Origin of the sequence: Streptomyces sp. NPDC086554 (assembly GCF_040686095.1) — a bacterium.
Lineage (GTDB): Bacteria > Actinomycetota > Actinomycetes > Streptomycetales > Streptomycetaceae > Streptomyces.
The window spans coordinates 12,292-36,957 of record NZ_JBFBJK010000019.1; the positions used below are offsets into that span (position 1 = coordinate 12,292).

The window sequence follows — 24,666 nt, forward strand, 5'->3', positions numbered from 1 at the left end:
CCCCGCGCCACGCCCCCCCCCGTGACCGAAAAGGAGTTGCCCCCTCCCTCGCACGTTCCCCAGAATCCGCGCATGACCACGATCGCGAGAACCGCCGCCCTGCCGCTGTCCGCCGCCGCCCGCCCGGTGCGCGTACAGCAGCAGCCCGGCTGTCCGTGGAGGCCCGAGCTCGCGCGCCTGTGATCGAGGCCCTGGTCGCGGGTGCCCTCGCCGGGTATGGCATCGCCATGCCGGTCGGGGCGGTCGGGACCTATCTCGTGGCGCTCACCGCGCGGACGTCCCTGCGCACCGGTGCCTGCGCCGCGTTGGGGATAGCTACCGCCGACGGTCTCTACGCGCTGGTCGCCATGATCGGGGGGACCTCGCTCACCCGCGTACTCGAACCGATCATGGATCCGCTCCGCTGGGCCTCGGCCGTGGTGCTCATCGCGCTCGCGGTTCAGGGCGGCGCGAAGGCGATTCGGCAGCACCGGGCCCGACGGCGGTCGGCGGACGGGGCCGCCCCGGCCGCCATCGGGCCCGCGCGGGCCTATCTGAGCCTGGTCGGGATCACCCTCCTGAACCCCATCACCGTCGTCTACTTCGCTGCGCTCGTCCTCGGCAGCGGGACCGACACCGCCCCCGACCGGCCGACGCAGGCCGCGTTCGTCCTGGCCGCCTTCGTCGCGTCCGCGAGCTGGCAGCTGCTGCTCGCGGGCGGCGGGGCGCTGCTCGGACGGGCGTTGACCGGCGGCCGGGGGAGGCTGTGGACGGCGCTCGCGGCCAGTGCCGTGACCGGCGCGCTCGCCGTCCACCTGCTCATGAGCGGTTAGCGGTCCGCGTACACCATCCAGACCTGGCCGCGGGCGAACGGCATCCGGGAGCCGTCGGGGCGCGTGAAGGACGTACCGCCGGTGGCCTTGGAACGCTTCCAACGGGTGCTGTACGCCTTGCCGTTGCGCAGCACCATGGCCCGGCCGCTGCCCACCGTCCTGATGTGCGGGGTCACCGCGCCGTTGACGTCCTTGTAGCGCGACGGCGGCATGTCCACGTACTGGATGACGATCGTCTTCAAAACGATGCTCCGGGAGTCACCGTTGTACGTCCGCCCGCACGGCCGCCTCCCGAGTGCCTACTTCCGCAGCGCCCACCGCCCCGCACCGCACAACCTCTTCGTACGCCCCAAGTCGGTACTCCGCTCGGCCCCCAACGCCGACCGCCCCACCGACATCGGCTTCCGGTTCGGCCCGGCTCCGGCCGGCGGCTCCCCCGCACAGGCGCGCACCGTCCGGTACACCTCGGCGAGCCACACCTTCCGCTGAGCGAGCTGCGCACCCCCGAGTAGGCGAGCGCCGGGCGACCGAACTGCCGCAGCAGCTCGACGTCGGACTCCCGGGCGCTGCGCACCGGACCGATGGCCTTGGGCAGGCGGCTGGAGTACACGCCCATCAGCCGGCTCTTGCCGCCCCGGACCTTCTCCACGTAGACGATGTCCGCCTGCGCGAGACCGGTGTGCGGCCGTGCCATCCGCGCGTTGTCGAACTTCACCGCGAGCACCGGGCCCTGACGCGCCGCAAGGCCGGTGAACGGTGACCGGTCGCGCGGCGGGCCTTGTCGTCGGCCGAGGCGCTCTCGTGCGCGGCGCCCAGGGTGAGCACGCCCACGGCGACCATGGCGAGGAGTCTCGTGCCGATGCGAGTGCGGCGCCGGATCCCGGCCGACGGTGCTGTCATCGCGGTTCTCCGTCCGTCCGTGAACCGGGGGCCGCGGACCTGTCGTACGTACGTGGATGTCGCAGCCGCAGTCCTTCCTCCGGGGCGGCCGCGGTGAACCCGGTCGGGGCCGTCCAGCCGTCAGGACTCACCGAGGGGGTGTACGCGCCGGACCCTCCCGCGGGCCCGGCGCGGTCCCTCGCCGTCAGGCCGTGTGCAGGGTAAGGCCGTACCGCGAGAGGATCTCGTTGACCGGCTGGTGCCAGGTCTCGCCCCCGCCGCCGCAGTTGCCCCAGCCGCCCGATGTGACGCCCTGGGCCTGGTCGCCGCTGATGAACGAGCCGCCGGAGTCGCCCGGTTCGGCGCAGACGCTGGTCTTGGTCATCTGGTGGACGGCGCCCTGGCTGTAGTTGACGGTCTCGTTCTTGGCCAGGACGGTGCCGCAGTGCCAGTGCGTGGTGGAACCGGAGCGGCAGATCGACGCCCCCACCGGGGCTTCGGCGGAACCGCGCACCAACTGGTCGGGGACGGTGCCCCATCCGAGCACCACGGGGACGGTCCACCAGCCGTTGCCGACACTGACGTACGCGTAGTCGTCACCGGGGAAGGACGAGCCCTGGAAGCTGCCGATGTCGGAGCCGTCCCAGCCGCGCACCCCGGCCCCGGCCTGGCCGCAGTGGCCCGCGGTGACGAAGCCGCCGTGCACCGAGAAGCCGATCGAGCAGCGGACGTTGCCCGTGTAGTACGGGTCTCCGCCCACGGTTCCGGCGGCGAAGGTGGTGGGGGCGGCGCCGACCGTCTCGACCTGGACCGGGCCTGCCCGCCGGGCCCGTTCGACGAAGCGTCGGACATCGTTGTCGTCCTTTTGAGCAGCGACGACGTTCACGACGACCTTGTTGCTGCGGGGCGCGACATGCCAGCTGCTGACCCCGGAAGGCGCGGCCAGCTTGTCGATCCGTTCCTTGGCGGCGTCCAGCTCCGTCGCGCTGTGGCGGACGAGGCGGACGGCCGCGCCGGTGTCGCGCAGGGCGGAGGCCTTCCGGGTGCTGGTCGTCGCGACGGTCAGCTTGCCGGTGTCGGCGTCGTACCAGGAACCGCCGTACGTCGATCCGGCGGTGCGCCGGGCCGCGCGGTCGACGGCGATGGCGGCCTTCTCGTCGGCGAGGCGCTCGCGCGCCTGGCCCGGTGTGACGCCGAGGTCGTCCCGCAGGGCGGTGAGCATGCCTGCCGACGCGGGGGCGGCGGGCTCGGGTGCGGCGTCGGCTGCGGGTGCGAGCGCGATGCTCGCCCAGGAGCCGATGAGGAGTAAGGAGGAGAGGGCGGCGCGGGCCGCGGTTCTGCGTCTCATGGTGGTGCCCTTCTGTCGTTCCAACGGGGTGGGGGAGGAACAGGGTGATGAGAGCGCTCTCACGATGAGTTCAGGCGGAGTGTAGGAGGGGCTCGGCGGTCATGTCCATACCAACTCACGTCGCGGAAGGCGATCGTGCTGGGGCGGGTCGTCCGCGTAGGGTGCCCGAATGAGCATGCTGGATGACGCCCGCGCGGGCATGAACCCTGAGATCCGGCCGCAGGACGACCTGTTCGGCCATGTCAACGGTCACTGGCTGGAGAACGAGCCGATCCCCGATGATCGCTCCAGCTGGGGCCCCTTCGTGCAGCTGGTCGACACGGCCGAGGAACAAGTGAAGGTGATCATCCAGGAGCTGGCGTCCGCCGCGTCGGACGGGGCCGGCTCCGAGGACGCCCACAAGATCGCCACGCTGTACGCCTCCTTCATGGACGAGGAAGCCATTGCCGCCCGCGGGCTCGCCCCGGTGCAGCCCCTGATCGACGAGGTCGCGGGCCTACGGGACACCCGGGAGCTCGCGGCGTTCCTCGGCCGCTTCGAGCGCGTCGGCGGCTCCGGCCTCTTCGGCTCGTACATCGACACGGACGACCGCGACTCCGACCGCTACCTCTTCAACATCCTCCAGGGCGGCCTCGGCCTGCCCGACGAGTCGTACTACCGCGACGACAAGTTCGCCGACATCCGCGAGAAGTACGTCGCCCACCTCACCGAGCTGCTCACGCTCGGGCGGCACGCCTCGCCCGCCGAGGCCGCGCAGACGGTCCTCGCGCTGGAGACCCGCCTTGCCGCAGGCCACTGGGAGCGGGCCGAGACGCGGGACGTGCAGAAGACGTACAACCTCCTCACGCTGCACGAACTGATCACCCTGGCGCCGCACTTCGACTGGCGCGCCTATGTCGAGGGGCTCGGTGGCACGGACGCCACCATCGCCGAGACGTGCGTCCGCCAGCCGTCCTACTTCCGTCACCTGTCGGCGGTCCTCGACGAGGTGCCGATCGAGCAGTGGCGGGACTGGGTGCTGACCCGAGTGCTCGGCAGCAGCGCGCCGTACCTCACGGACGACTTCGTCCAGAACAATTTCGAGTTCTACGGCCGCACCCTCAACGGCACACCCGAGCTGCGCGCCCGGTGGAAGCGGGCCGTCGCCTTCGTCGAGGGCTCCATCGGCGAGGCCGTCGGCAAGGAGTACGTGGCACGGCACTTCCCGCCGTCCTCCAAGGCGATGATGGACGACCTCGTCGCCAACCTCCTTGAGGCCTACCGCCAGTCGATCGCCCGCCTTGACTGGATGACGGACGAGACGAAGGAGCGCGCGTACGAGAAGCTCGCCACGTTCCGCCCCAAGATCGGCTACCCGGACACCTTCCGCGACTACTCGGCGCTCGAGGTCTCCACCGACGACCTGCTCGGCAACGCGCACGCGGCGGCCGCCTTCGAGTCCGACCGGCAGCTCGCCAAGATCGGCGCGCCGGTCGACCGCGACGAGTGGTTCATGCTGCCGCAGACGGTCAACGCGTACTACAACCCGGGCACCAACGAGATCTGCTTCCCCGCGGGCATCCTGCAGAAGCCGTTCTTCTCGCCCGACGCCGACCCCGCCGAGAACTACGGCGGCATCGGCTCGGTCATCGGCCACGAGATCGGCCACGGCTTCGACGACCAGGGCGCGCAGTACGACGGCGCGGGCAACCTCAACGACTGGTGGACCGCCGACGACAAGACCGCCTTCGAGGCGAAGTCGAAGGCACTGGTCAAGCAGTACGACGGCTTCTCGCCCCGCAACCTGCCCGGCGAGTTCGTCAACGGCTCCCTGACGGTCGGCGAGAACATCGGCGACCTGGGCGGCCTGACCATCGGCCACACGGCGTACAAGATCGCGCTCGACGGCGGCCCGATGCCCGAGAGCGACGGCACGACAGGCTCCCAGCGGCTCTTCATGAACTGGGCCTACTGCTGGCGCACCAAGCGCCGCAAGGAGCAGGAGCAGCAGTACCTCACGATCGACCCGCACTCGCCGCCGGAGTTCCGGGCCAACATCGTCCGCAACCTCGACGAGTTCCACGAGGCGTTCGGGACGACGGACGGCGACGGGCTCTGGCTGGACCACGCGGAGCGCGTACGCATCTGGTGAAATCCGGTTGAACCAGGGTGACGGCCGCGGCAGGCTTGCCGCGGCCGTCACCCGTTCAAGGCACCGGAGGCACCGTGGAGTTGAAGCTGAAGTCGAATCGGCTCGGACGCGGCACCGTGGAGGTCACCGAGCTCGGCTTCGGCGGCGGGCCGCTCGGCGGACTCTTCGAGCCGCTGGACGACGCCACCGCGGCGTCGGGCCAGAAACGCGTCCACCAGCGCGAAGCGCTGTGGCCACGTCGTGGCGGCCGCCAACTGCTCCCGCATCAGCCGCGCTTGGCGTCCCCACAGGTCGTCCACGTCGGCCACCGCCCCGTTCAGCTCGGACGGCGCGACGCCGAGAAGGCCGGACGCGACCACCGGTGACAGATGCAGCTCGACGCACTCCACCCGCTCACCGCGAATGCGGGTGGGCCCCGGGAACGGGGCGGCGACCAGGCCTCCGAGCGTCTGCCGGCCGGTGGTGCCGTCGACCGTCAGCATGTCGTCCGCGAACCCGAGCACGACGGTCACGACCGGCTGCGGCAGTGCCCGCATGTCGAGGCCGATCCCCGAACGGTCCCGGAACGCCGCCACTTGGACGCCCGCGATGCGTGCACCGCCGGCAGGTACGGCCATCTCCCAGCCGTCTGCGACCTCGCTATCCACTGGGGGCTGCCTCCCGGACGTCGTACGGCTCAAGTCTCTTGCGGTGCGCCGACAAGCGGTGTGGCCGCGGCGCGCACCACCAACTGTCGTCGAGGTCGGAGCGATGGTCTTGGACGAATGTTCCTGGCGGAGCGGCCTCGCGTACGGTCCGCGACGGGACCCGGCGGATCATGTCGCGGCCGCCCATGCCGAGGACAAGATCCTGCGGGCTGAGGCCCTATCCGTTTCGGCCGCCGAGGGCGATCGTGCGGGCGATGTCCAGGGTGAGGCGCTGCCACGGATCGCGGGGGTCGCGGGCCGTGATGTCGTGGACGCGGCGCAGGCGGTAGCGGACGGACTGGGGGTGGAGGTGGAGTTCGCGGGCGGCGGCGTTGGCGGATCCGGTGTCGATGTACGCGGTGAGCGCTTCCAGGAGGTGGCGCTGGGCGCGGTCGGTCAAGGGGCCGAGGACGATGCGGCCGATGCGGTCGGGGCTCGTCACGGGGTGCCCGGCCAGGAGTGCGAGGACGTGGGCGTCGGCGTCGGTCAGGACGCGGTCGGGGTGGTGTGCGTGCGGGGGAGCGGAGTCCAGGGCGCCGGCGGCGAGGCGGTGGGCGACCGCGACGCGGTCCAGGCTCTCTCCCGAGATGACGCAGCCGCGCCAGCCGTGTCCTCGCAGGACGCCGGGCACGGCGTCGGCTGCCGAGGTCGGCAGGAGGAGGACGGCGCGCGAGCCGTGGGTCGTCGCCAGTGCTGTCTCCCGGGCCCGGTCGGTGTCGAGGGCCGTCAGCAGGGCCGTCGATGTGTGCAGGGAGAGGTCGGTGGCGCCGCCGTCCTGGGGTGTGGTGTCCGCCGGTTCGGCCACCAACAGGCAGTAGCGCTCCGGGAGTTGGATGCCCAGGCGCGACGCCCGGTCCGTCAGCGCGCCGAGCGAGGCGTGGCGGCCTGCGATGAGGTCGTCGAGCAGCAACTGCAGCGCCCGGTCGCGGTCGCCCGTGAGGCGTTGACTGGTGTCCGCGTACGCCGCGGTCATCTCCTCGGACAGGGTGTCCATGGCGGTGAGCAGCAGCCGGGTGAGGGCGAAGGCGTCCTTCGCGGACAGCTGCGGGGCACGGGCCGCCACCTCGTCGGCGAGCACCGCCGCCGCGACCCGGTAGGCGCGCAGCACGGCCTGCAAGGGGCGGCCGTCCGCCGCCCGTGCCGCCGCGATCCCCCGGAAGCGCCGCAGATCGGCCGCGTCGATCGCGCCGCCCGTCACCCAGTGGTCGAGCAGCCGGTCGTTCGCCCAGGCCGCGATGGCACGCACCTCGGGAAACCGGCTGCCGTCGAGGGCCGTGTACGCCGGAACCTGTTCGTGCACCGCGTCGACGACGGCCTCGACGAGCCGGGTGTCGGCCAGGAGCTCCTGCCGGACGCGTTCGCGCTTGTTTGTCACAGGGTGATGGTCCCATCGGAAAAAGGTGCGTACGGCCATGGACGGCGCTTGTCACTGTGGCAAGGATCGACGGGTAGACAGTGCAGTCTCACGGACACCGGACGGGACCCACCACATGACGCCTTCGCCGCACTGGGCGGACTTCCAGTACGAGATCTATCTCAACGGCATGACCGGAGCCGTACCCCGCCTGCCCACCGACCTGACCCGCCTGGAGGAACTGACCGAGCAGCGGCTCGGCCCCGGCCCCGTCGGCTATGTCGCGGGCAGCGCGGGCAACGGCAGCACCGCCCGCGCCAACCGCGAGGCGCTCGAGCGGCGCCGGATCGTGCCGCGCATGCTCCGCGACGTACACGAACGCGATCTGTCGGTGGAGGTGCTCGGGCATCAACTCCCCGCCCCGCTCGCCCTCGCGCCCGTCGGCGTCCTGTCGATCCTGCACCCGGAGGGCGAGTCCGCCGCCGCCCGCGCGGCCGCGGCCCGCGGTGTGCCGTACATCCTGTCCTCGGCGTCCAGCACGCCGATGGAGCAGGTCGCCAAGGAGATGGGCGACGCGCGGCGGTGGTTCCAGCTGTACTGGGCCAAGGACCGGGACGTGACCAAGAGCTTCCTGGACCGGGCGAAGGCCGCCGGGTTCACCGCGCTGTTCGTCACGCTCGACACCCCGCTGCTCGCCTGGCGGCCGCGCGACCTCGACCAGGCGTATCTGCCCTTCCTGCACGGAGTGGGCACCGCCAACTACTTCAGCGACCCGGCGTTCCAGGCGGGCCTCGCCAAGCCGGTGCAAGAGGACCCGAACGCGGCCGTGATGCACTTCGTCGGCATGTTCTCGGACCCCGCGAAGACCTGGCCGGACCTGGAGTTCCTGCGGGAGAACTGGGACGGGCCGATCGTCCTGAAGGGCATCCTGCACCCGGACGACGCGCGCCGCGCCGTCGACGCGGGCATGGACGGCGTGGTGGTCTCCAACCACGGCGGCCGTCAGGTCGCGGGCTCCGTCGCCGCGGCCGACGCGCTGCCGCGCGTGGCGGAGGCGGTCGGCGACCGGCTCACCGTGCTGTTCGACAGCGGGATCCGCACCGGCGACGACATCTTCAAGGCGCTCGCGCTTGGCGCCGATTCGGTGCTCGTGGGACGGCCGTACGCCTACGGCCTCGGCCTCGACGGCCAGGCGGGGGTCGACCACGTGATCCGCTGTCTGCTCGCCGAACTCGACCTCACGCTGGCCCTTTCCGGGCACGCCGGGCCCGCGTCCCTCACCCCCGACGACCTGATCGAGGAGACCCCGTGACCGCCGTGAAGAACGTCCTGGCCATCGTTTCGCCGCACGTCGGCGGCCGCGCCGCCGGTGGCGCGCTCGCCGGGCTGCTGCCCGCGTCGGCCCACGTCACCGTCGTCGAGGCGGCCGACGAGGACCCCGCGGCGCTGCGCGAGGCACACATCATCGTCACGGGCCTCGCGCCCGTCACCGCCGAGCACATCGCGGCGGCGCCCGGCCTCGAGGTCATCCAGTGCGCGAGCCACGGCTTCGACTACGTCGATCTGGACGCGGCCCGCGCCCGCTCGATCGCCGTCTGCTCGATCGGATCGAGCGGCGCCGAGAAGCAGAACGTCGCCGAGCAGACCTTCGCCCTCATGCTGGCCCTCGCCAAGCAGCTGATCCCGGCGCACACCGCGCTGACCGAGGCCGACTGGGCGCTGCCCCGGCTGCAGCAGTCCATCACGGAGCTGTCCGGCAAGACGCTGGGCATCGTGGGACTCGGCCACATCGGTGAGGAAGTCGCCCGCCGCGCGGTCGTGTTCGACATGTCCATCGTGTACGCGGGTCCGAGCTCGGTCGGCGCCGAGACGGAGGCCCGTCTCGGCGGCGCCCGCCACGTCGAGCTCGACGAACTGCTGCGTACGTCCGACTACGTCACCCTGCACGCCCCGCTGAACGACGGGACGCGTCATCTCCTGAACGCCGATCGCCTCGCCCTGCTGAAGCCGACGGCCTTCGTCGTCAACACGGCCCGCGGCGCGCTCATCGACCAGGACGCCCTCGCCGACGCGCTCACGGCCGGTGCGCTGGCCGGGGCGGGCATCGACGTCTTCGACCCGGAGCCGCCCACCGCCGCGCTGCGGCTGCTCAAGGCGCCGAACGTGGTGCTCTCCCCGCATGTCGCGGGCGTCACCCGCGAGACGCTGGTCCGCATCGGCCTCGCCGCGATCCAGAACGTGGCCGGGCACCTGGAGGGCAAGCCACTGGCCGACATGGTCTCCTGACGCTACGTCAGCCGCTGGGTGGGGGTGGCGCTCCGGGAGCCGGGCACCAGCCGCCGCCCCCCATCGGCAAGGATCACCAGATCGCTCCGACCCACTCGGGGTGGTCGATGAACGGGTTCCGGTTGTGCTGGAACTGGTCGAAGATGACGTTGTTGCGGTTCTTCTCGAACGCGTCCGGCGGGTCCTCGTCGCTCCACTGCTTGAGCACGGAGAGCCGCCCGATCGCGGGCGCGCTGCCGTTGTCGACCTTGTCATTGGGCTCGAGGTCGGCGAAGCCGTCCTCGCCGTCGTAGCGCACGGCCATGTAGAGGATCATGCGGGCCACGTCGCCCTTGACGGCGTCACGGGGCTCGAAGGAGTCGGAGTCCGTGAAGTTGCCGGGCGCCTCGCCGACCGCGCTGCCGCCGTTGTCGAAGTCCTTGTTGCCGCGCGTGCTGTTGACCGACACGTCCTCGGGGCGCAGGTGGTGGATGTCGGTGCCCGGTCCTGTCGCGGTGCCGAAGTCGCCGTGGGACTTGGCCCACACGTGCTCGCGGTTCCACTGGTCCGGGTCGCCGCCGTTGCTGCCCTTGCTCTGCGAGCGGCCGGCGTAGAGGAGGATCACGTTGCTGCTGTTGGCCGGATCCTCGTCGGTGACCTTGAGCGCGTCCCAGACCTGGTCGTACGACAGCTTGGTCTGGTCGCTGATGATGGTGTGCAGGGCGCTCTTCAGCTCGGGCCCGGTCTTGCCGAGCGCGTCCTGGTAGTACGTGTCGTCATAGGCGCCGACGGGTGCGGCGGCCGGCGTGGGGGCCGGGGTCGTGGCGTCGGCGGCGGCCGGGACGGTGATCCCGACGAGCAGCGCGGCGGCCGTCATCGCGAGGGGTTTCCAGCGACGTATATGAGGGACGGGCATGTGGGGGTGTCCTCTCCCGGAGGCTCGGGCGGACCGCGGATCCCTCCAACAGGAGCCGCGATCTACGCGAGTTGACAAGTGGGTCAACGGGAGAGTGGCACGGGCGAGTGCATCACTGTATGAACGTTGTGCGTCGAGTGTGTGACGATGTCATGGACGGGACAAGCGACCCAGGGAACGCGAATGCGTACGTGGTCAGGGAGCGCGTACGTCGTCAGGGGGTGCGTACGCCGTCGAGCACGGCGGCGACGGTCCGGCGGGCGAAGTCCTCGTCCAGCGGCAGGCGGCGGAAGACCGCGCGCAGCCAGACCGCGCCCGCGAGCAGGTCCATGAGGAGCATCGTGTCGGTGCCGGGCGGTAGTTCACCCCGTTCGACGGCGCGATCCACCACCGCCTGCTCGCGGGCGAGGCGGTCGGCGAAGAAGTCCCTGATGTACGTCGCCAGTCCCGCGTCGCCAAGTGCGGCGCCCAGTACGGCCCGTGCGACGGATCCCGAGGGCTCTCCGGTCAGCAACTTGATGAGGTGCTCGACCAGCTGCTCCAGGTCCCCGCGCAGATCCCCCGTGTCGGGCGTCGGCAGTTCCAGGAGCGGCGCATCGATCAGGGCCGCGCCGAGGAGCGTCGACTTGGAGGGCCACCAGCGGTAGATCGTCGTCTTGTTGACGCCGGACTCCTCGGCGATGCCCTCGATCGTCATGGACGCGAAGCCGTCGCGGGCAAGGGCTCGCAGGGTGGCGTCGAAGATCTGCTGCTTGCGGCGCGGCCCACCGCCCGTGGCGGGCCGCGGGCGGTGATTCGTCGTCATGCCCCGAAGCCTAATGCAACACAACGGTGCGTTGCATATGGATGGTTGGACGGCTACGGTCAGCCAAACGCAACGCACCGTTGCATTTTCGAGGAGGGGACGCCGTGGGGCAGGAACTACTCGCTGACGGGGCACAGGAGTTGGGTGCGGCCGAGTCCGTCTCGACGGAGGTCGACGGGGCCGAGGACATCGCCGGGACGGTCGCCCGGTTGCGCGCGACCTTCGACACCGGCCGGACGCGGCCGACGGCCTGGCGACGCCGCCAACTGCACGCACTGCGCGCACTGTTGACCGAACAGGCCCTCGCGCTCACCGAGGCGCTCGCCGCAGACCTCGGCAAGAGCCCGGTGGAGACGCACACTTCGGAGCTCGGCGTCGTCGTCAACGAGATCGATCACACGCTGCGCCGCCTGGAACGCTGGCTGCGCCCTCGCCGCGTATCCGTACCGGCGCTGATGCTCCCGGCCCGCGCCCGGACGGTGCGCGAACCGCTCGGCGTGGTCCTGGTCATCAGCCCGTGGAACTACCCGGTGATGGTCGGCCTCGCGCCGATGGTCGGGGCCCTGGCCGCGGGCAACTGCGCCGTGCTCAAGCCGAGCGAACTGGCCCCCGCGACCTCCGCCGCGCTGGCCCGGCTCCTGCCCCGCTACCTCGACGCGGACGCGGTGGCGGTCGTCGAGGGCGGCGTCGAGCGCACCACCCGGCTTCTGGAGCAGCGCTTCGACCACATCCTCTACACGGGCAACGGCACGGTCGGCCGGATCGTCATGACGGCCGCCGCCCGCCATCTCACCCCGGTCACCCTCGAACTGGGCGGCAAATGCCCGGTCGTTGTCGAGCCGGGCACCGATCTGGCCGCCGCCGCGCGCCGGATCGCCTGGGGCAAGTTCCTCAACGCCGGGCAGAGTTGCACCGCCCCCGACTACGTCCTCGCCATCGGCGGCACGGCGGGCCCCTTGGCGGACCGCATCGCCGACGCCATCACCTCGATGTACGGCACGGACCCCGCCCGCAGCCCCGACTACGGCCGCATCGTCAACGAACGCCACTTCGACCGGCTCACCGCCCTGCTCGGCGACGGCCGCGTGGTCACCGGCGGCACACACGACCGCGCGTCGCGCTACCTCGCCCCCACCGTGCTCGCCGACGTCGACCCGTCCGCCGCCGTGATGGACGACGAGATCTTCGGCCCCGTCCTGCCGGTCCTTCCGGTGCCCGACCTGGACTCGGCCATCGCTTTCGTGAACGCCCGCGCCAAGCCGCTCGCCGTCTACGCCTTCACGCCCCACCGCGGGACCCGGCGACGAGTGCTTGCCGAGACATCCTCGGGGGCGGTCGGCTTCGGACTCCCCAACGCCCATCTCACCCTGCCGGGACTGCCGTTCGGCGGCGTGGGTGAGAGCGGCATGGGGAGCTACCACGGTCAGTACTCGATCGAGACGTTCAGCCACACCAAGGCCGTCCTCGACAAGCCGCTGCTTCCCGACACCGTACGGGCCGTCTACCCGCCCTTCACGGCTGCGAAGGAGCGGCTGATCCGCCGCTTCCTGTGAGCGGCGGCAGGAAGCCCATGCCCACGGAGGCGGAGTCCTGGAAGGCGGCCCGTGCGTCGGACCGTTCCCGGGGTGGGAGAGGAGAAGGGCTCGGCCCCGACAGCGGCAGGGGCGTCAGGGCGGGCGGCTACTTCCTCCGCGTCGCGGTGGCCGACCACGCCGCCTACTGAAGTCCGTTGAGGTAGTGCTCCCCGATGTCGCGGAGCCGGTGCGCCGCGGAGCCGTGCGCGGTCAGGGCGCGGGCGTTGCGCCAGAAGCGGTCGAGGCCGGGGTCGGTCGCCAGGGTCGGGGCGTCGGCGGTGAGTTCGAGGACGCGGGTCGTGATGTGCAGGGCGGAATCGGCGGTGACCGCTTCGGCCGCGCCGACGAGGAACGCGATGTCGGCCCGCTCGTCCGCACCGAGCGCGGGGCCCTCCGCGAGACCGTGCGCCAGGGCGTCGGCCGCCCGGTCCACCACCGCGCCCGCACTGTGGACGGACGTCGCCAACTCCCCGTAGGCAAGGAGGAGATAGGGGTCGGCGGGCGGTGTCCCGTAGTGCGCGCCGCTGTCGGCATCCGCCAAGGGGCGGGCGCGCGGCAGGGCGCGGCTGATGTCCCGCGCCTCGGCCAGGGCGCCCTCCGCGTTGCCCAGGCCGACGTGCACGAGCAGCAGGCGGCGGGCCAGCGGCGCGAGCGCGGTGAATGGTGAGATCTCGTGCTCGTCCACCGGAACGCCGCCGAGCACCTGGTGCGCCGCCACCGGTACGTCGTCGTAGCTGACGCCGCCCGCCCCGCTCAGGCGCTGGCCGAGCAGATCGTGAGCGGGCTCGACGGACACCCCGGGGTGGGCCGGGTCCACATGGACGACCACCCAAGTGCCGCTGTCCGTGCGCCGCGCCGTGTGGACGAGCCGGTCCGCGACGGCGACGCCCGCGGTCAAGGGCCGCCGGCCGTTGAGTACGTACCCGTCGGCGGCCGGGGTGAGCGCGAGGCCGGTGCTCGTCTGCGCGTCCGGCAGGTCGATGTCACCGCCCCAGAGCCACTGTTCATGTACGGCGCGCAGTTCGAGGGTGGGGGCGTCCTCGGCCGTGCCGAAGAGCCGCGGACTCCACGACAGGGCGTGGTGGTGCGCGAGGAGTTCGGCGATGGAGCTGTCCGCCGCCGCGATGTCCCTGACCGCTGTACACGCCGTCCGCCAGTCGACGCCGCGGCCGCCCGGGCCGTCCGGGCCGGGCGGCGTCAGGAGCGCGGGCAGTCCCGCCTCGCGCAGCCGGGCGACCTCGTCGAACGGAGGCTTGCCCGCCCGGTCGCGCAGGTCCGCGTCGACGGCGAGGTCGTCGGCGAGTTCCCGGACGACGCGCGGCGAGGCGGAGGGGATCAGCGTTGTCACGGGGACGCCTCACAGATTCCTAGTTTCCCTACCTGATTGATAGGAATAGTGGTTCTGAACTCCCGCTGCGGCAAGGGGGTGTTCAAGCTGTGGACCGGTCCGTCTCGATTTCTGGGACGGCGGGGGCGCGTGCCTGCCTTCGCGCCACGTCGGGACCCGCCGAAATTCGGTTACGGAACCGCGGCCCGGTTGCCTAGCATCCGACCATGCCAAGACCCTCCGGATTCGCCTATGAGCAGCGTCCCGACGGCAGCGTGACGATCACCCATCACGGCCGCGCGGCCGGCACGCTGCGCGGTGCGCGTGCCGAGAAGTTCCTCGCCGAGGTCGAGTCGGGCGATGCCCAACTGGTGATGGCCCGTTGGACGGGTGCGTACAAGCACGGCAATGAACGTACGGCGCGCAATCATCCGCGCAACCGGCGCTAGCGGAGGCGTGGGATCGGATCGTGGGACTGATCGAACGGCTGTGGGCGGCAGGGGAGATGCCGTTCCGTGACGGCCTCTACCGGCCGGACGACACCGGCCTTGAACTGTACGTGGACGGTCCGGGGGCCTATCACCCGGACGCCGGGCAGCCGATCCCCTTCTGCCTGGGTGGGCCCGTCGACGTGGCCCTGGCCGTCGCGGAGGAGGGCTGCACCGAGGTGTGCCCCAACTTCGAGAGCCCGCTGCCGGACGGAGCGGGATGGATATCCGGCGGGGGCAGCGGAATGGGCAACATCGGCTACCTCGCCCGCCTCGACGCCGACCGCTCCTTGCGATGGGTCGCCGTCATGTTCCTCTCCAACCCGTTCGTGGGCGTGTACCACGAAGGGGCGACCGCCGTCTTCACCAACGACTGGCGAAACTGTCTGACCCTCGACCTGACCGCGCCCGCCCTGGCCTGACCGGCACAGTGGCGCGCACCACATTCGGCCATGTCGATTCCCGCCGGGCCGCCTCGTGTAGGAGGTGTAACCGCCACCAACGGCCAAGGAGTCACCATGGAAGCCCGCTTGAACCTCTTCGGCACCCCGCTCGTAGCCAAGTCCTTGGGGCACATCGCATCGGCGAGCAAGGTGATCATGATGGAGTCGACGCTGCCGGCAGTGACCCAGGAACTGGTGAAGTTGCGCGCAAGCCAGATCAACGGCTGCGCCTACTGCACCGACATGCACGGCAAGGACGCCGCGCATGCGGGGGAGAGCGCGACGCGCCTCAACCTGGTCGCGGTCTGGCGTGAGGCCACGGTGTTCACCGACGCCGAGCGTGCCGCCCTGGAGCTGACGGAGCAGGGCTCCTGTATCGCCGACACCGCGGGCGGGGTAACCGACGAGGCCTGGGCGAATGCCGCCAAGCACTACGACGAGGAACAGCTCGGCGCACTGGTGTCGACCATCGCCCTCATCAACGCCGCCAACCGACTGGGCGTCATCACCCGGCAGCGGGGCGGCGATTACCGGGCCGGACGGTCCGTGTAACGAGGAGCAGACGAGCAGACGAGCAGACGAGCAGCAGCACACGCCCTGGGCGCCCGTTCACCCGGGCCCGGGGCGTTGTGCTGATTCCCGGGGGGCGTCCACCGTCGGACTACGGGTTCGTCCAAGCCGCCGGGTCCTCGGCGAGCGCCGTCACCTGGGCCGGGAGTTCGGCCGCCGCGACGTCGGCCAGCGAGACGCCCTCGAGGATCTGGCGGACATTGGCCCGCAGCGCGATCCACAGCGGAAGGAGCGACTCGGCGGGCCCGCTGTAGGCCAGCTCCGGCGGCCGGACACCGCGCACCGACACCAGCGGCCCCTCCACGACACGGATCACATCCGCGATGCTGATGGAATCGGCGGGCCGCGCCAGGCGGTAGCCGCCGTTGCCGCCGCGCTGGCTGAGAACGAGCCCTCCGCGGCGCATGTCGTTGAGGATGCCCTCGAGGAACTTGTGCGGGATCTCCTGGGCGTCGGCGATGGCCTCGGCCTTCAAGGGCCCGTCGTCCTGGCACGCGGCGAGTTGCAGCGCGGCACGTACCGCGTAGTCCGCCCTGGCTGAGATCCGCATGGCCGCATTATGGTGCACCGCCCCGAACGGAACGCATCGCCCCTGGTCACGCGGGCGTGATCGCCAGGTGCCCGACGTCCGCGATCAGCGTTGTCAGTGGTCGCCAGTAAGTTCATTCGTGTCCCGCCGATCCGGCGCGGACGTCCCTTTGGCGTGGAGGAGTTGGTGTGGTGTCAGTTTGGGAGAGGTCGAGCACGGCGCGGGTGACAGCACCCGCGCGGCCGAGGAAACTCGCCAAGGTCCCGTTCGTCGAACTGGCCGACGGACGCCTGCAGGGCGTGGTGTCCAGCGGCTCGGACATCGGCCGTGTCTACGTCTCGTCGATCGCGGCCGGGACGTACGCGTTCGCGTGCAGCACCAACAACAACCGGCCCTGCGGGGGCGCGCGCGGCTCGTTCTGCAACCACATCCGGGCGCTCGTCGGCGAGGCGGTGCTGCAGTACGGCGCCGAGCGCGTCGCCCGCTATCTGAAGGTGGAGGTCGCCGACGGAGAGCCGAGCGCGCACTCCCTCACCTACGAGATGAGCGGCACGCGCCCGGCGCAGGGGGACACCACGGCCGCCGCGCCCGTCTTCAGCCGCTTCCTGCGCCACCTCGCGTACCTGGAACTCGCCCCGAGCACCGCGCCGTTGCCCGAGATGCAGTGGTTCCTGCCGACCCGGGCGGTGGCCTGATGCGCGCCGATCTGCTCGCCGAGACCATCGACGGGCTCGACGAGGCCCTCACGGCCGTCGACGCCTTCGACCAGGCACTCGTCACCGGTCTGCTCCGTCCGCAGCCCGCCCAGGCCGCCGGTCTGACGCAGCTCGCCCACGCCGTCGCGGGAACGCCGCTGTCCGCCCGGGTCGCCGAGGCCGCCGAAAAGGCGGCGGCCGGCGCCGCGAGCGAGGACCACTTCGTCGCACTGGCCGCAGCCCGCACCGCACTGCTCGGCTCCGTCCACGACGCCCTGCTCACCCGCGTCGAGGAGTCGACAGGACGCCCCCGCGGCGAGCAGACCGCGTCGGCGCCCGGCGGGCAGGAAGCGGCGAACGTCCTTGCCGCCGCCCGCTCCTGGCTCGCCGACCTGGCGCGCGCCGGGTGGCAGGGCATCGACCACGAGCTGGTCTCCGGCGCGGCGCAGATCGTCTCCGCGATGCTCCCGGACCCGGCCCTGCGCCGCCCGGCCACCATCCTGGACGGCTTCGCCGCCGAACTCGCCGCGTCCTGCCCGGGCGTGACCCTGGAACGCGTTCCGGTACGCCGTTGGGCCGACCTCTGGTCGCGCGCGATGCTCCTCACCCTGCCCGGAGCGGCCGATGCCCCGGCGACCGGCACGGCCACCGGCCGCCTGCTGCCCCTCGGCGTCGACGTGCAGGAACACGCGACTGCCGTACAGGCCCAGGTCCACGCGGTGTTCGAGCCCGCCGACTGTGGTACGCCCCGCCTGGTGCGGGCCAGTGCGTCGGCGCCGAAGCCCGACACGGTCGTCGGAGCCGGTCTCTGGCAGCTGCTCCGCCCGCACCTGTCGCTCCTCGCCGCGCTCGGCGACGGCCGCTCGATGGACCTCACCGACATGCCGGTCACCGCCGACGGCGACCTGATCTGGAGCGACGAGCACGCCCGCGCGGGCGAGCCCGCGGACGCCTTCGCCACCGCCCGCGTGGCCCTGCCCACCGCCACGGACGCGCCCACCGCACCCCTGGACCGGCATCCGGCGCGCATCGCCGTCCCGGTGTTCCTTGAGGGGTACGCGGCACAGGAGGACGACGAGGCGCTGACGTTCACCGTGGCCGGACATCCCCTGGCCGTCGACACCGACCGCATTCCGGCCGCGGGACCGCTCACTCCCAAGGCCGTCGCCACGTCCGGCGCGTGCATCGGACTGCTCCGCTGGGACGCCGGGGCGTACCGCCTGCAGCCGCTGGCCGTGGAGACGACCGTACGGAAGAAGGCCGTGGCGATCCACGCCGGGGGATGGGCAGGCGGCACGACGGACAAGGCCGGCGTCAAGGCCGAGAAGGCCGCCACCGACGCGGTGGCCGTGCTGCGGGAGCGCGCGGGAAGGCTGCTGCGGAAATGACGGATCACGCGACCGGGCAGCCGCCCACTCCTGAGGCCGACCCTCATGACAACCGTCGGCAGGTCCTGTACTGGCGGCTCCTCGCCCGTCTCTTCGACCCCGAGGAGCAGCCCACGCTGGAGTCGGCGAGTCTCGCCGTCGTCGAGGACATCGGACTGCCGTCGGCGCTCCTGGACCCGGGGGCCTCCGTCGACTCCATCGTGCAGCGCCATCCGGAACTGGCCGCCGAGTTCGACGGGTTGATGGCACCCGGCCCCGACTCCGACTCCGCCGACGGTGCCCGCGACCGGGCCGCCGAGGTGCGGCGCGCCGCCCTGGTGTCGAAGACGCTGCTCAATGTGTTCGCCACCGGATCCGGCACGGTCACCGCCGGGCAGCTGGCGCGCTGGCAGTCCGACGCGGGCTGGCTGGAGCGCGCGCTCGGCTGCAAGCCCGGCGATCTGCGCGGCGGCCGGGCCGGCGGAGGAGGCACGGGCGCAGGAGCGGCCACCGGCGGCGGGGGACAGGGTGTCAGCCCGACCGGCACCGGCGGCAGCGGCACGACCCCCGACCTCAGCAGGCTCATCCCGGCGATCGGTCCCGAACTGGGCTCCATCGAGGCCGACTTGGTCAAGCGCATGCATCTGCGTGAGGTCCTCGCCGACCCCAGGCTCGCCTCGCAGCTGACCCCGAGCATGTCGCTCATCGAGCAGCTGCTGCGGGACAAGGACAACCTCTCGGGTGTGGCCCTGGCCAACGCCAAGGCGCTGATCCGCCGCTTCGTGGACGAGGTCGCCGAAGTTCTTCGCACTCAGGTGGAGAAGGCCACGGCAGGCACCCTGGACCGCTCCGTGCCGCCCAAGCGGGTGTTCCGCAACCTCGACCTCGACCGCACCATCTGGAAGAACCTCACCAACTGGAGCCCGGAGGAGGAGCGGCTGTACGTCGACCGCCTCTACTACCGGCACACGGCCCGCAAGACGACGCCCCAGCGGCTGATCGTCGTCGTGGACCAGTCGGGCTCGATGGTCGACTCGATGGTGAACTGCACGATCCTGGCGTCGATCTTCGCCGGGCTGCCCAAGGTGGACGTGCACCTCATCGCGTACGACACCCAGGCGCTCGACCTCACGCCCTGGGTGCACGACCCCTTCGAGACGCTCCTTCGCACCCAGCTCGGCGGCGGCACCGACGGCACGGTCGCCATGGCCCTCGCGCAGCCGAAGATCGCCGAGCCCCGCAACACCGTCGTCGTGTGGATCTCCGACTTCTACGAGTGGCGGAGCGAGCCGCTGTTCGAGTCGATGGCGGCCATCCACCGCTCGGGCGCCAAGTTCATTCCCGTCGGCTCGGTGACCAGCTCAGGGCGCGGCAGCGTCAACCCGTGGTTCCGCCAGCGCTTCAAGGACCTCGGTGCGCCGGTGCTCTCCGGCCACATAAAGAAGCTCGTCCACGAGCTCAAGACGTTTCTCGCCTGACGTCTCACCTGACCTCTCGCCTGACGCTCCAGGCTCCAAAAGCTCTCCCCCGTCACCTGAACACTTTTCGAGGAAGGCCCTGCCATGTCCGATGTGTTGCGCGCCCCTGCCGAGCTCAAGTACGCCGAGGAGCTGGACTGGCTCGAGTCCGTCGACGACAACCCCAAGCCCTTCTCCTGGCGGCTGTCCCCGAAGATGGTCCGCCTGTTCGTCCTGGGCTCCGAGCGCTCCGACGGCCTGGACCGGAAGATCTCGCAGAAGTGGTTCGGCGACCGCAGCTTCGTCGAGCGCTCCATCGTCACGCTGGCCTCCGACCGCGGACTGCTGCTCATCGGCGACCCCGGCACCGGCAAGAGCTGGCTGGCCGAGCTGCTCTCCGCGGCGATCAGCCGCAACTCCACGCAGGTGGTGCAGGGCACGGCCGGCACCACCGAGGACCACATCAAGTACTCCTGGAACGTGTCCATGGTCATCGCCAAGGGCCAGTCGCGGGAGTCGATGATCCCCTCGCCGATCATGACGGCGATGGAGACCGGCACCATAGGCCGCTTCGAGGAACTGACCCGTTCCACCAGTGACGTACAAGACGCGCTGATCTCGATCCTGTCCGAGAAGTACATCTCCGTACCGGAACTGGGCAGTGACGCGGACAGCGACAACATCGTCTTCGCCAAGCCCGGTTTCTCCATCATCGCCACCGCCAACAGCCGCGATCGCGGCGTCAACGACCTGTCGTCGGCCCTCAAGCGCCGCTTCAACTTCGTCCGCATCCCGGTCGTGACGAACAAGAAGAGCGAGACGGAGATCGTCCGCTTCCGCACCGAGGAACTGCTGCGCCGCCACCGGATCGACCTTGACGTGCCGCCGACGCTGCTCGACGTACTGCTGCAGAGCTTCGCCGACCTGCGCGCCTCGTCGGCCGCGGCCGCCAGCGACGACGAGAAACTGGAGTCCGCCCTGTCCACCGCCGAACAGATCGGCGTGCTCGAGGACGCCATCCTGCACAGCAACTTCTTCGGCGAGCGCGCTCTGACCGCGTACACGCTGGCCTCCTCGCTGGTGGGGTCGCTGGCCCGGCGCGAGCCCGAGGACCTGGCCATCCTCAACAAGTATCTGCACGGCGTCGTCGAGCCGCGGAGCAAGGAAGTCGGCGGCTCCTGGCCGGAGTTCCTGGAGGGCGGCCGCGACGCGATCGCCACCCTGTCATGAGCAGCACCCAACAGAACACCCGAGCAGACACTCAAGTGAGCACCCAAGCAGACACCCAAGCGACCACCCACGAGGGCACCTTCGAGGCGCTGCGCGGACAGTTGCAGGAGGCCGCCGCGACGTTCGCCGACGGGCCCGACGCCCTGCGGGGCATCCTCCTCGGCCTGGTCGACGACGTCGACCGCGCCCTCGGCGAACCGCTGGAGATCTTCCCCGTCTGCCACCACTCGCCCGCATCGGCGCTCGCGATGGCCCGCCGCCTGCGCGAGAAGCAGCCGAAGGTCGTGTACGTGGAACTGTGCGAGGACATGGCGCCGCTCCTGACCGAACTGCGCAACTGCAGGCTCCCGGTGGCGGTGCAGGCGTTCGCCACCGACATCGACGGCTTCCCGGCCGACTGGTCGCCGCTGTCGGTGGTCGCACCGATCACCGAGGCATCGGCCGAGTACCAGGCGGTCGCGTACGCACTGGACACGCCGGGCGTGGAACTGGTCCTCGTCGACCGCTCGTCGGACCACGTCTTCCAGTGGGACACGCGCGGCAAGCACACCGATGACCCGGCCGACCCGGACGCACCGCCCGCCGACGAGGAGGCCGCGCTGCACGGCGACGCGGTCGGCGTGGAGATCGGCGACCTGCGGCCGCGCTTCGCCGAACTGGAGGAGCATCTGCTGCGCCACGGCCGGGTGCGGCACTGGTCGGAATGGTGGCACCAGTACGTCGAACTGCCGCTGGGCGACAGCGACCACGACACCTACCGCCAGGTGATGCTCCTGATCGGCAGCCTCTTCCGGCGCCTGGCACCCGGCGACCCGCACCGGGTGCGGGTCGACGAGGACCGCGAGCGCTACATGTGGACCAGGATGCGCGAGCACCTGGCCGCGACCGGCACCGACCCTGCCGACTGCCTCTATGTCTGCGGCGCCTTCCACGCGGCAAGCCGCGTCGAGGAGTTCGGCGTGCACGGCACCGACACCTTCGAGATCAGCCCGCGCACCGCCACCAAGTGGCAGCACGGCCTGATCCCGTCGAGCCACGCGTCGATCGAGGCGCAGTTCGGCCTCGCCGCCGGCTCGGTGTCGATCGCCGCGACGGTCTGGGCGAAGAACCTCAAGCGCACCAGGACGGAGCCGTACCACCTCGCGGGACAGGCGGGCGCTAAGAAATCCAAGGCCAAGAAGAAGACGGCGGCCGCGCCACCGCCCGTGCCCGCGGCCGCGCCACCACTCGCGCCGGTGGCCGAGCCCCCGGACAAGCTGACCGGCTTCCTGCGGCAGCCGCCCGTCCTCGACCGGCTCGACGAGGCCGAACTGCTCGGCTGGTCCGTGGAGATCGTGCGCGCCGCGCGCCGCAACGGCTATCTGGCCTCCACCGCCGACGCCATCGCGGTGTTCGAGACGTCGATCCTGCTCGCCGGGATGCGCGACCGGGCCAGGCCCACGCCGTACGACTTCCAGGACGCGGCCGTCACGTGCATCGAGAAGGACTCGGTGCCCGGCCGGCGCGACGTACGCCGCCTCGTGGAGATCATGATGGGCGGCGACCGGATCGGGCAGGTCGGCTACGAATCGCTGCCACCGCTGGCCCGCGACGTGCACGACCGGCTCGCGCCGCTGAACCTGCCCCTGGAGAAGCGCGGCGTGCAGCGGGCCTTGCTCGACATCGCCGGGCGGCCGGAGCTGGGGCCGTGCTCCGACGTGCTGTGGATGCTGCGCCATCTGATGCCGCACGGTGCCGCACGGCCGATCATGGGCGAGCGGAAGCTGGGGGAGCGGTCCATCCAGGAGTCGTGGGACCTGGCCATCGGCACCCACCAGCGCGCGCTCATCGAGCTCGGCTACGAGGGCGTCAGCATCGAGCAGGTCCTTGAACAGCGCCTGCGCCGCACCGCGTACGGCCCCCAGGCCACCGCGGCCACGGTCCTGCAAGCCGTCGAGGACGCGACGCTGTACCTGCGCAGCCGCCGCCTCGCCGACGAACTGGGGACCCGGGCGCTCGAGGTGCTCTCGGCCGAACGCAGCGTCGACGGCGCGCCGGAAGTGCTGCGCCGGGTGCGGCGGCTGCTCGCCCACTACCGCACCAGCGAGCCGACGCTGCCGCCGTGGATCGAGTCCTTCGTCAAGGCCGGCTACGCGCACTACTGCACCCTGCTGCCGACGGCGTTCACCGACGAGGACGCCACCGTGCGCCAGGTGGCGGCGATGCTGGGCTTCCTGTTCAGCATGGAGAGCCTGGCCCTGTCGCTCGGCTGCGACCGGACCCAGCTGGAGCTCGCCGTCGCCCAGTCGCATCCGCAGGACCCGTCGAAGACGGCGCTGCTGTGGGCCGCCCAGACGCACCTGGGGAACCTGTCCCGTACGGACCTCCGGGCCAGGTGCGACGAACTCCTGGGCAACCCCCTGGTGGTGCCCGCCTATCCGCACTATCTGAGCGGCTTCGTGCACGCCCTGGAACCCGTCCCGGGGCTGACCGACTTCGTGGTGGAGGCGGTGTCCAACGCGTTCGGACGGCTGCCGGACCCGGTGCTCCTGCCGTGGCTGCCGACGCTGATCACCACCCTGCGCGGGAGCGGCACCGACCTGGCGCCGCTCCTCATCCGCGAGGCAGGACGGATCTTCCCGGGCAAGCTCGCGGCGCTCGACGCGTGGGTGCCGCCGTGGCTGGCGCAGCCGGAGCCGGTAGCGGTGCGTCCGGCGGGGCGCACGGACGGTGCCTCCGGGTGCGCGCTGCTCGCCGCTCACCCCGCGACGTGCGACGCGGTGGCGAGCCTGCTCGGCTGCGAGGGGACTTGGGAGACGGCGGATGCGGGCCCGTCCGGTGCCGCACTGGTCGGTCGTCATCCCGAGACGGCACTGGCGCTTGAGGCGCTGCTGTCCGGCGCCTGACCTCGACGGGGTGACCTCCGAACTCGTCCGTGGCTCGCGGCAGTACCGCGAAGCCGCGGGCGAGTTCGTGATTCCCGGCAGCACGAGCGTTCCGCGAACCCGCGCGTTGCAAGGTCGCGAAGCGAGCCACCGGCACCACCTGGACGAGGCGACCGTGGCCGCCGTCCGTGCAGCACTCCTTGAGCAGACGGGGAGAGCCACGAGGCCTTCGCCCGGCTGCTCGGCACCCCCGACGTCGCCATCTGGGACAACCGCGCTGGGGGGGGCCTTCAATAAACCTGCACATCGAATACCCGGTCCAGTCACCGTATTCGGCGAACACTTCACACAAAGCCGTGTGTACGGGCCACAGATCAGACGCTTTTGGGGAGGGAGTGTCCGCTTTGTTGAAGGGAGTCCCGCGGCGTGCCCGATTTCCTCATGTGAAGCTTGTGAAGGAGCTGCCGCCACGCGGTGAACATGCCTGCACGCAGGGGTGATTCGTCGTCGCATCCACAGCTGACGGCTGACCGACCGATTGGATGTGCGACATGCGAACGTGCTTTGATCCTGCCCACGCGGAATTCGCAGTTTGGGTTCCGCATTCTTAGAAACATCTTTGCAACAACCATGAGAAGGGCAGCTCCCATCATGAACTACACCCCCCAGGTCGAGACCCTCGAGATTGCCGACGCCGACCTCGACAACATCGCCGGTGGCCTGTCCGCCGCCGCCGTCGGCACCGTGACCTCGACGGTCGACTCGATCGCCCCGGTCTCCTCCACCGTCGCCGGCGTCGTGGGCCTCGTCGAGGGCACCACCGGCCTGAACACCGCCCCCGTCGCGGGCCTGGCCACCAGCACGGTCGCCGGTCTCTGAGCATCTCGCTCGCTGAGACACCATGATTCGTGAGCCCCGGAACATCC

25 protein-coding genes and 1 pseudogene are annotated in these 24,666 nt (G+C 71.2%); 16 read left to right on the forward strand and 10 right to left on the reverse strand.

The features are described from left to right. Nucleotides 1-179: 179 nt before the first annotated feature. Nucleotides 180-812, forward strand: a complete 633-nt coding sequence (locus AB0O76_RS28495) for a LysE family transporter (protein WP_365496766.1) — start codon at nucleotides 180-182, stop codon at nucleotides 810-812. On the opposite strand, the gene AB0O76_RS28500 is transcribed toward AB0O76_RS28495, so the two are convergent. Next, the gene (locus AB0O76_RS28500) at nucleotides 809-1,054 is read right to left on the reverse strand and encodes a DUF3048 C-terminal domain-containing protein (RefSeq protein WP_365496768.1); all 246 of its coding nucleotides are present in this window, start codon (nucleotides 1,052-1,054) and stop codon (nucleotides 809-811) included. The genes AB0O76_RS28495 and AB0O76_RS28500 overlap by 4 nt on opposite strands. Here AB0O76_RS28500 and AB0O76_RS28505 point away from each other — a divergent pair. Next, nucleotides 1,038-1,301 carry a hypothetical protein gene (locus AB0O76_RS28505; RefSeq protein WP_365496770.1) on the forward strand — a complete coding sequence of 88 codons (264 nt, stop codon included), beginning with the start codon at nucleotides 1,038-1,040 and terminating at the stop codon, nucleotides 1,299-1,301. The genes AB0O76_RS28500 and AB0O76_RS28505 overlap by 17 nt on opposite strands. On the opposite strand, the pseudogene AB0O76_RS28510 reads toward AB0O76_RS28505, so the two are convergent. From AB0O76_RS28510 to AB0O76_RS28520, 3 genes and pseudogenes are all read right to left on the reverse strand, one after another. Beyond that, nucleotides 1,300-1,551: pseudogene (locus AB0O76_RS28510) on the reverse strand (DUF3048 domain-containing protein); the annotation flags it as partial. The gene AB0O76_RS28505 and the pseudogene AB0O76_RS28510 sit on opposite strands and share 2 nt — an antisense overlap. Continuing rightward, nucleotides 1,524-1,712 (reverse strand): hypothetical protein, encoded by a 189-nt coding sequence (locus AB0O76_RS28515; protein WP_365496772.1) that lies wholly within the window; start codon nucleotides 1,710-1,712, stop codon nucleotides 1,524-1,526. The gene AB0O76_RS28515 and the pseudogene AB0O76_RS28510, both read right to left, overlap by 28 nt. Before the next feature lie 184 nt (nucleotides 1,713-1,896). Beyond that, on the reverse strand, nucleotides 1,897-3,039 hold the full coding sequence (locus AB0O76_RS28520; RefSeq protein WP_365496774.1) for a S1 family peptidase: 1,143 nt from the start codon (nucleotides 3,037-3,039) through the stop codon (nucleotides 1,897-1,899). A gap of 169 nt (nucleotides 3,040-3,208) precedes the next feature. Here AB0O76_RS28520 and AB0O76_RS28525 point away from each other — a divergent pair, with 169 nt between their 5' ends. Next, entirely contained in the window at nucleotides 3,209-5,170 is a 1,962-nt protein-coding gene (locus AB0O76_RS28525; RefSeq protein WP_365496776.1) for a M13-type metalloendopeptidase, read from the forward strand. Between the two features lie 47 nt (nucleotides 5,171-5,217). Here the strand turns inward: AB0O76_RS28525 and AB0O76_RS28530 are convergent, their stop codons facing one another. Then, complete coding sequence (locus AB0O76_RS28530; RefSeq protein WP_365496778.1) at nucleotides 5,218-5,787, reverse strand: hypothetical protein; 570 nt, start codon at nucleotides 5,785-5,787, stop codon at nucleotides 5,218-5,220. A gap of 247 nt (nucleotides 5,788-6,034) precedes the next feature. Next, on the reverse strand, nucleotides 6,035-7,231 hold the full coding sequence (locus AB0O76_RS28535) for a helix-turn-helix domain-containing protein (RefSeq protein ID WP_365496780.1): 1,197 nt from the start codon (nucleotides 7,229-7,231) through the stop codon (nucleotides 6,035-6,037). 115 nt (nucleotides 7,232-7,346) lie between these two features. Here AB0O76_RS28535 and AB0O76_RS28540 point away from each other — a divergent pair, with 115 nt between their 5' ends. Further along, nucleotides 7,347-8,522 carry a lactate 2-monooxygenase gene (locus AB0O76_RS28540; RefSeq protein ID WP_365496782.1) on the forward strand — a complete coding sequence of 392 codons (1,176 nt, stop codon included), beginning with the start codon at nucleotides 7,347-7,349 and terminating at the stop codon, nucleotides 8,520-8,522. Then, the gene (locus tag AB0O76_RS28545; protein WP_365496784.1) at nucleotides 8,519-9,496 is read left to right on the forward strand and encodes an NAD(P)-dependent oxidoreductase; all 978 of its coding nucleotides are present in this window, start codon (nucleotides 8,519-8,521) and stop codon (nucleotides 9,494-9,496) included. Before AB0O76_RS28540 ends, AB0O76_RS28545 begins: the two co-directional genes overlap by 4 nt. 73 nt (nucleotides 9,497-9,569) lie before the next feature. On the opposite strand, the gene AB0O76_RS28550 is transcribed toward AB0O76_RS28545, so the two are convergent. Further along, complete coding sequence (locus AB0O76_RS28550; protein WP_365496786.1) at nucleotides 9,570-10,391, reverse strand: endonuclease; 822 nt, start codon at nucleotides 10,389-10,391, stop codon at nucleotides 9,570-9,572. Between the two features lie 214 nt (nucleotides 10,392-10,605). Then, nucleotides 10,606-11,196: a TetR/AcrR family transcriptional regulator gene (locus AB0O76_RS28555; RefSeq protein ID WP_365496788.1), complete on the reverse strand. Its 591-nt coding sequence runs from the start codon at nucleotides 11,194-11,196 to the stop codon at nucleotides 10,606-10,608. 140 nt (nucleotides 11,197-11,336) lie between these two features. On the opposite strand from AB0O76_RS28555, the gene AB0O76_RS28560 reads away from it, so the two are divergent. Then, nucleotides 11,337-12,749 (forward strand): aldehyde dehydrogenase family protein, encoded by a 1,413-nt coding sequence (locus AB0O76_RS28560; protein WP_365497106.1) that lies wholly within the window; start codon nucleotides 11,337-11,339, stop codon nucleotides 12,747-12,749. A gap of 17 nt (nucleotides 12,750-12,766) precedes the next feature. After that, complete coding sequence (locus tag AB0O76_RS28565) at nucleotides 12,767-12,919, forward strand: hypothetical protein (protein ID WP_365496790.1); 153 nt, start codon at nucleotides 12,767-12,769, stop codon at nucleotides 12,917-12,919. Here the strand turns inward: AB0O76_RS28565 and AB0O76_RS28570 are convergent. Further along, entirely contained in the window at nucleotides 12,913-14,118 is a 1,206-nt protein-coding gene (locus AB0O76_RS28570; protein ID WP_365496792.1) for an acyl-CoA dehydrogenase family protein, read from the reverse strand. The two genes, AB0O76_RS28565 and AB0O76_RS28570, sit on opposite strands and share 7 nt — an antisense overlap. A gap of 206 nt (nucleotides 14,119-14,324) precedes the next feature. Here AB0O76_RS28570 and AB0O76_RS28575 point away from each other — a divergent pair, with 206 nt between their 5' ends. From AB0O76_RS28575 to AB0O76_RS28585, 3 genes are all read left to right on the forward strand, one after another. Beyond that, complete coding sequence (locus tag AB0O76_RS28575; RefSeq protein WP_365496794.1) at nucleotides 14,325-14,546, forward strand: hypothetical protein; 222 nt, start codon at nucleotides 14,325-14,327, stop codon at nucleotides 14,544-14,546. Nucleotides 14,547-14,566: 20 nt separating this feature from the next. Then, nucleotides 14,567-15,007, forward strand: a complete 441-nt coding sequence (locus AB0O76_RS28580) for a hypothetical protein (RefSeq protein ID WP_365496796.1) — start codon at nucleotides 14,567-14,569, stop codon at nucleotides 15,005-15,007. A gap of 96 nt (nucleotides 15,008-15,103) precedes the next feature. Then, nucleotides 15,104-15,580 carry a carboxymuconolactone decarboxylase family protein gene (locus AB0O76_RS28585; RefSeq protein WP_365496798.1) on the forward strand — a complete coding sequence of 159 codons (477 nt, stop codon included), beginning with the start codon at nucleotides 15,104-15,106 and terminating at the stop codon, nucleotides 15,578-15,580. Nucleotides 15,581-15,689: 109 nt separating this feature from the next. Here AB0O76_RS28585 and AB0O76_RS28590 read toward each other — a convergent pair whose 3' ends face one another. Continuing rightward, nucleotides 15,690-16,148: an Rrf2 family transcriptional regulator gene (locus AB0O76_RS28590; protein ID WP_266873596.1), complete on the reverse strand. Its 459-nt coding sequence runs from the start codon at nucleotides 16,146-16,148 to the stop codon at nucleotides 15,690-15,692. A gap of 170 nt (nucleotides 16,149-16,318) precedes the next feature. On the opposite strand from AB0O76_RS28590, the gene AB0O76_RS28595 reads away from it, so the two are divergent. The 6 genes from AB0O76_RS28595 to AB0O76_RS28620 all read left to right on the forward strand — a co-directional run bounded on the left by AB0O76_RS28595 (nucleotide 16,319) and on the right by AB0O76_RS28620 (nucleotide 24,619). Beyond that, nucleotides 16,319-16,822, forward strand: coding sequence for a hypothetical protein (locus AB0O76_RS28595; RefSeq protein ID WP_365496800.1), 504 nt, complete (start codon nucleotides 16,319-16,321; stop codon nucleotides 16,820-16,822). Beyond that, on the forward strand, nucleotides 16,792-18,210 hold the full coding sequence (locus AB0O76_RS28600) for a hypothetical protein (RefSeq protein WP_365496802.1): 1,419 nt from the start codon (nucleotides 16,792-16,794) through the stop codon (nucleotides 18,208-18,210). The genes AB0O76_RS28595 and AB0O76_RS28600 overlap by 31 nt, the downstream gene beginning before the upstream one ends. After that, nucleotides 18,207-19,667 carry a VWA domain-containing protein gene (locus tag AB0O76_RS28605; RefSeq protein WP_365496804.1) on the forward strand — a complete coding sequence of 487 codons (1,461 nt, stop codon included), beginning with the start codon at nucleotides 18,207-18,209 and terminating at the stop codon, nucleotides 19,665-19,667. Before AB0O76_RS28600 ends, AB0O76_RS28605 begins: the two co-directional genes overlap by 4 nt. A gap of 84 nt (nucleotides 19,668-19,751) precedes the next feature. Continuing rightward, nucleotides 19,752-20,876 (forward strand): AAA family ATPase, encoded by a 1,125-nt coding sequence (locus AB0O76_RS28610; RefSeq protein ID WP_365496806.1) that lies wholly within the window; start codon nucleotides 19,752-19,754, stop codon nucleotides 20,874-20,876. 35 nt (nucleotides 20,877-20,911) lie between these two features. Then, complete coding sequence (locus AB0O76_RS28615) at nucleotides 20,912-23,761, forward strand: DUF5682 family protein (protein ID WP_365496808.1); 2,850 nt, start codon at nucleotides 20,912-20,914, stop codon at nucleotides 23,759-23,761. Nucleotides 23,762-24,391: 630 nt separating this feature from the next. Next, a complete protein-coding gene (locus tag AB0O76_RS28620) occupies nucleotides 24,392-24,619 on the forward strand; it encodes a type A2 lantipeptide (RefSeq protein ID WP_365496810.1) in 228 nt (75 codons plus the stop codon). Nucleotides 24,620-24,666: the final 47 nt, after the last annotated feature.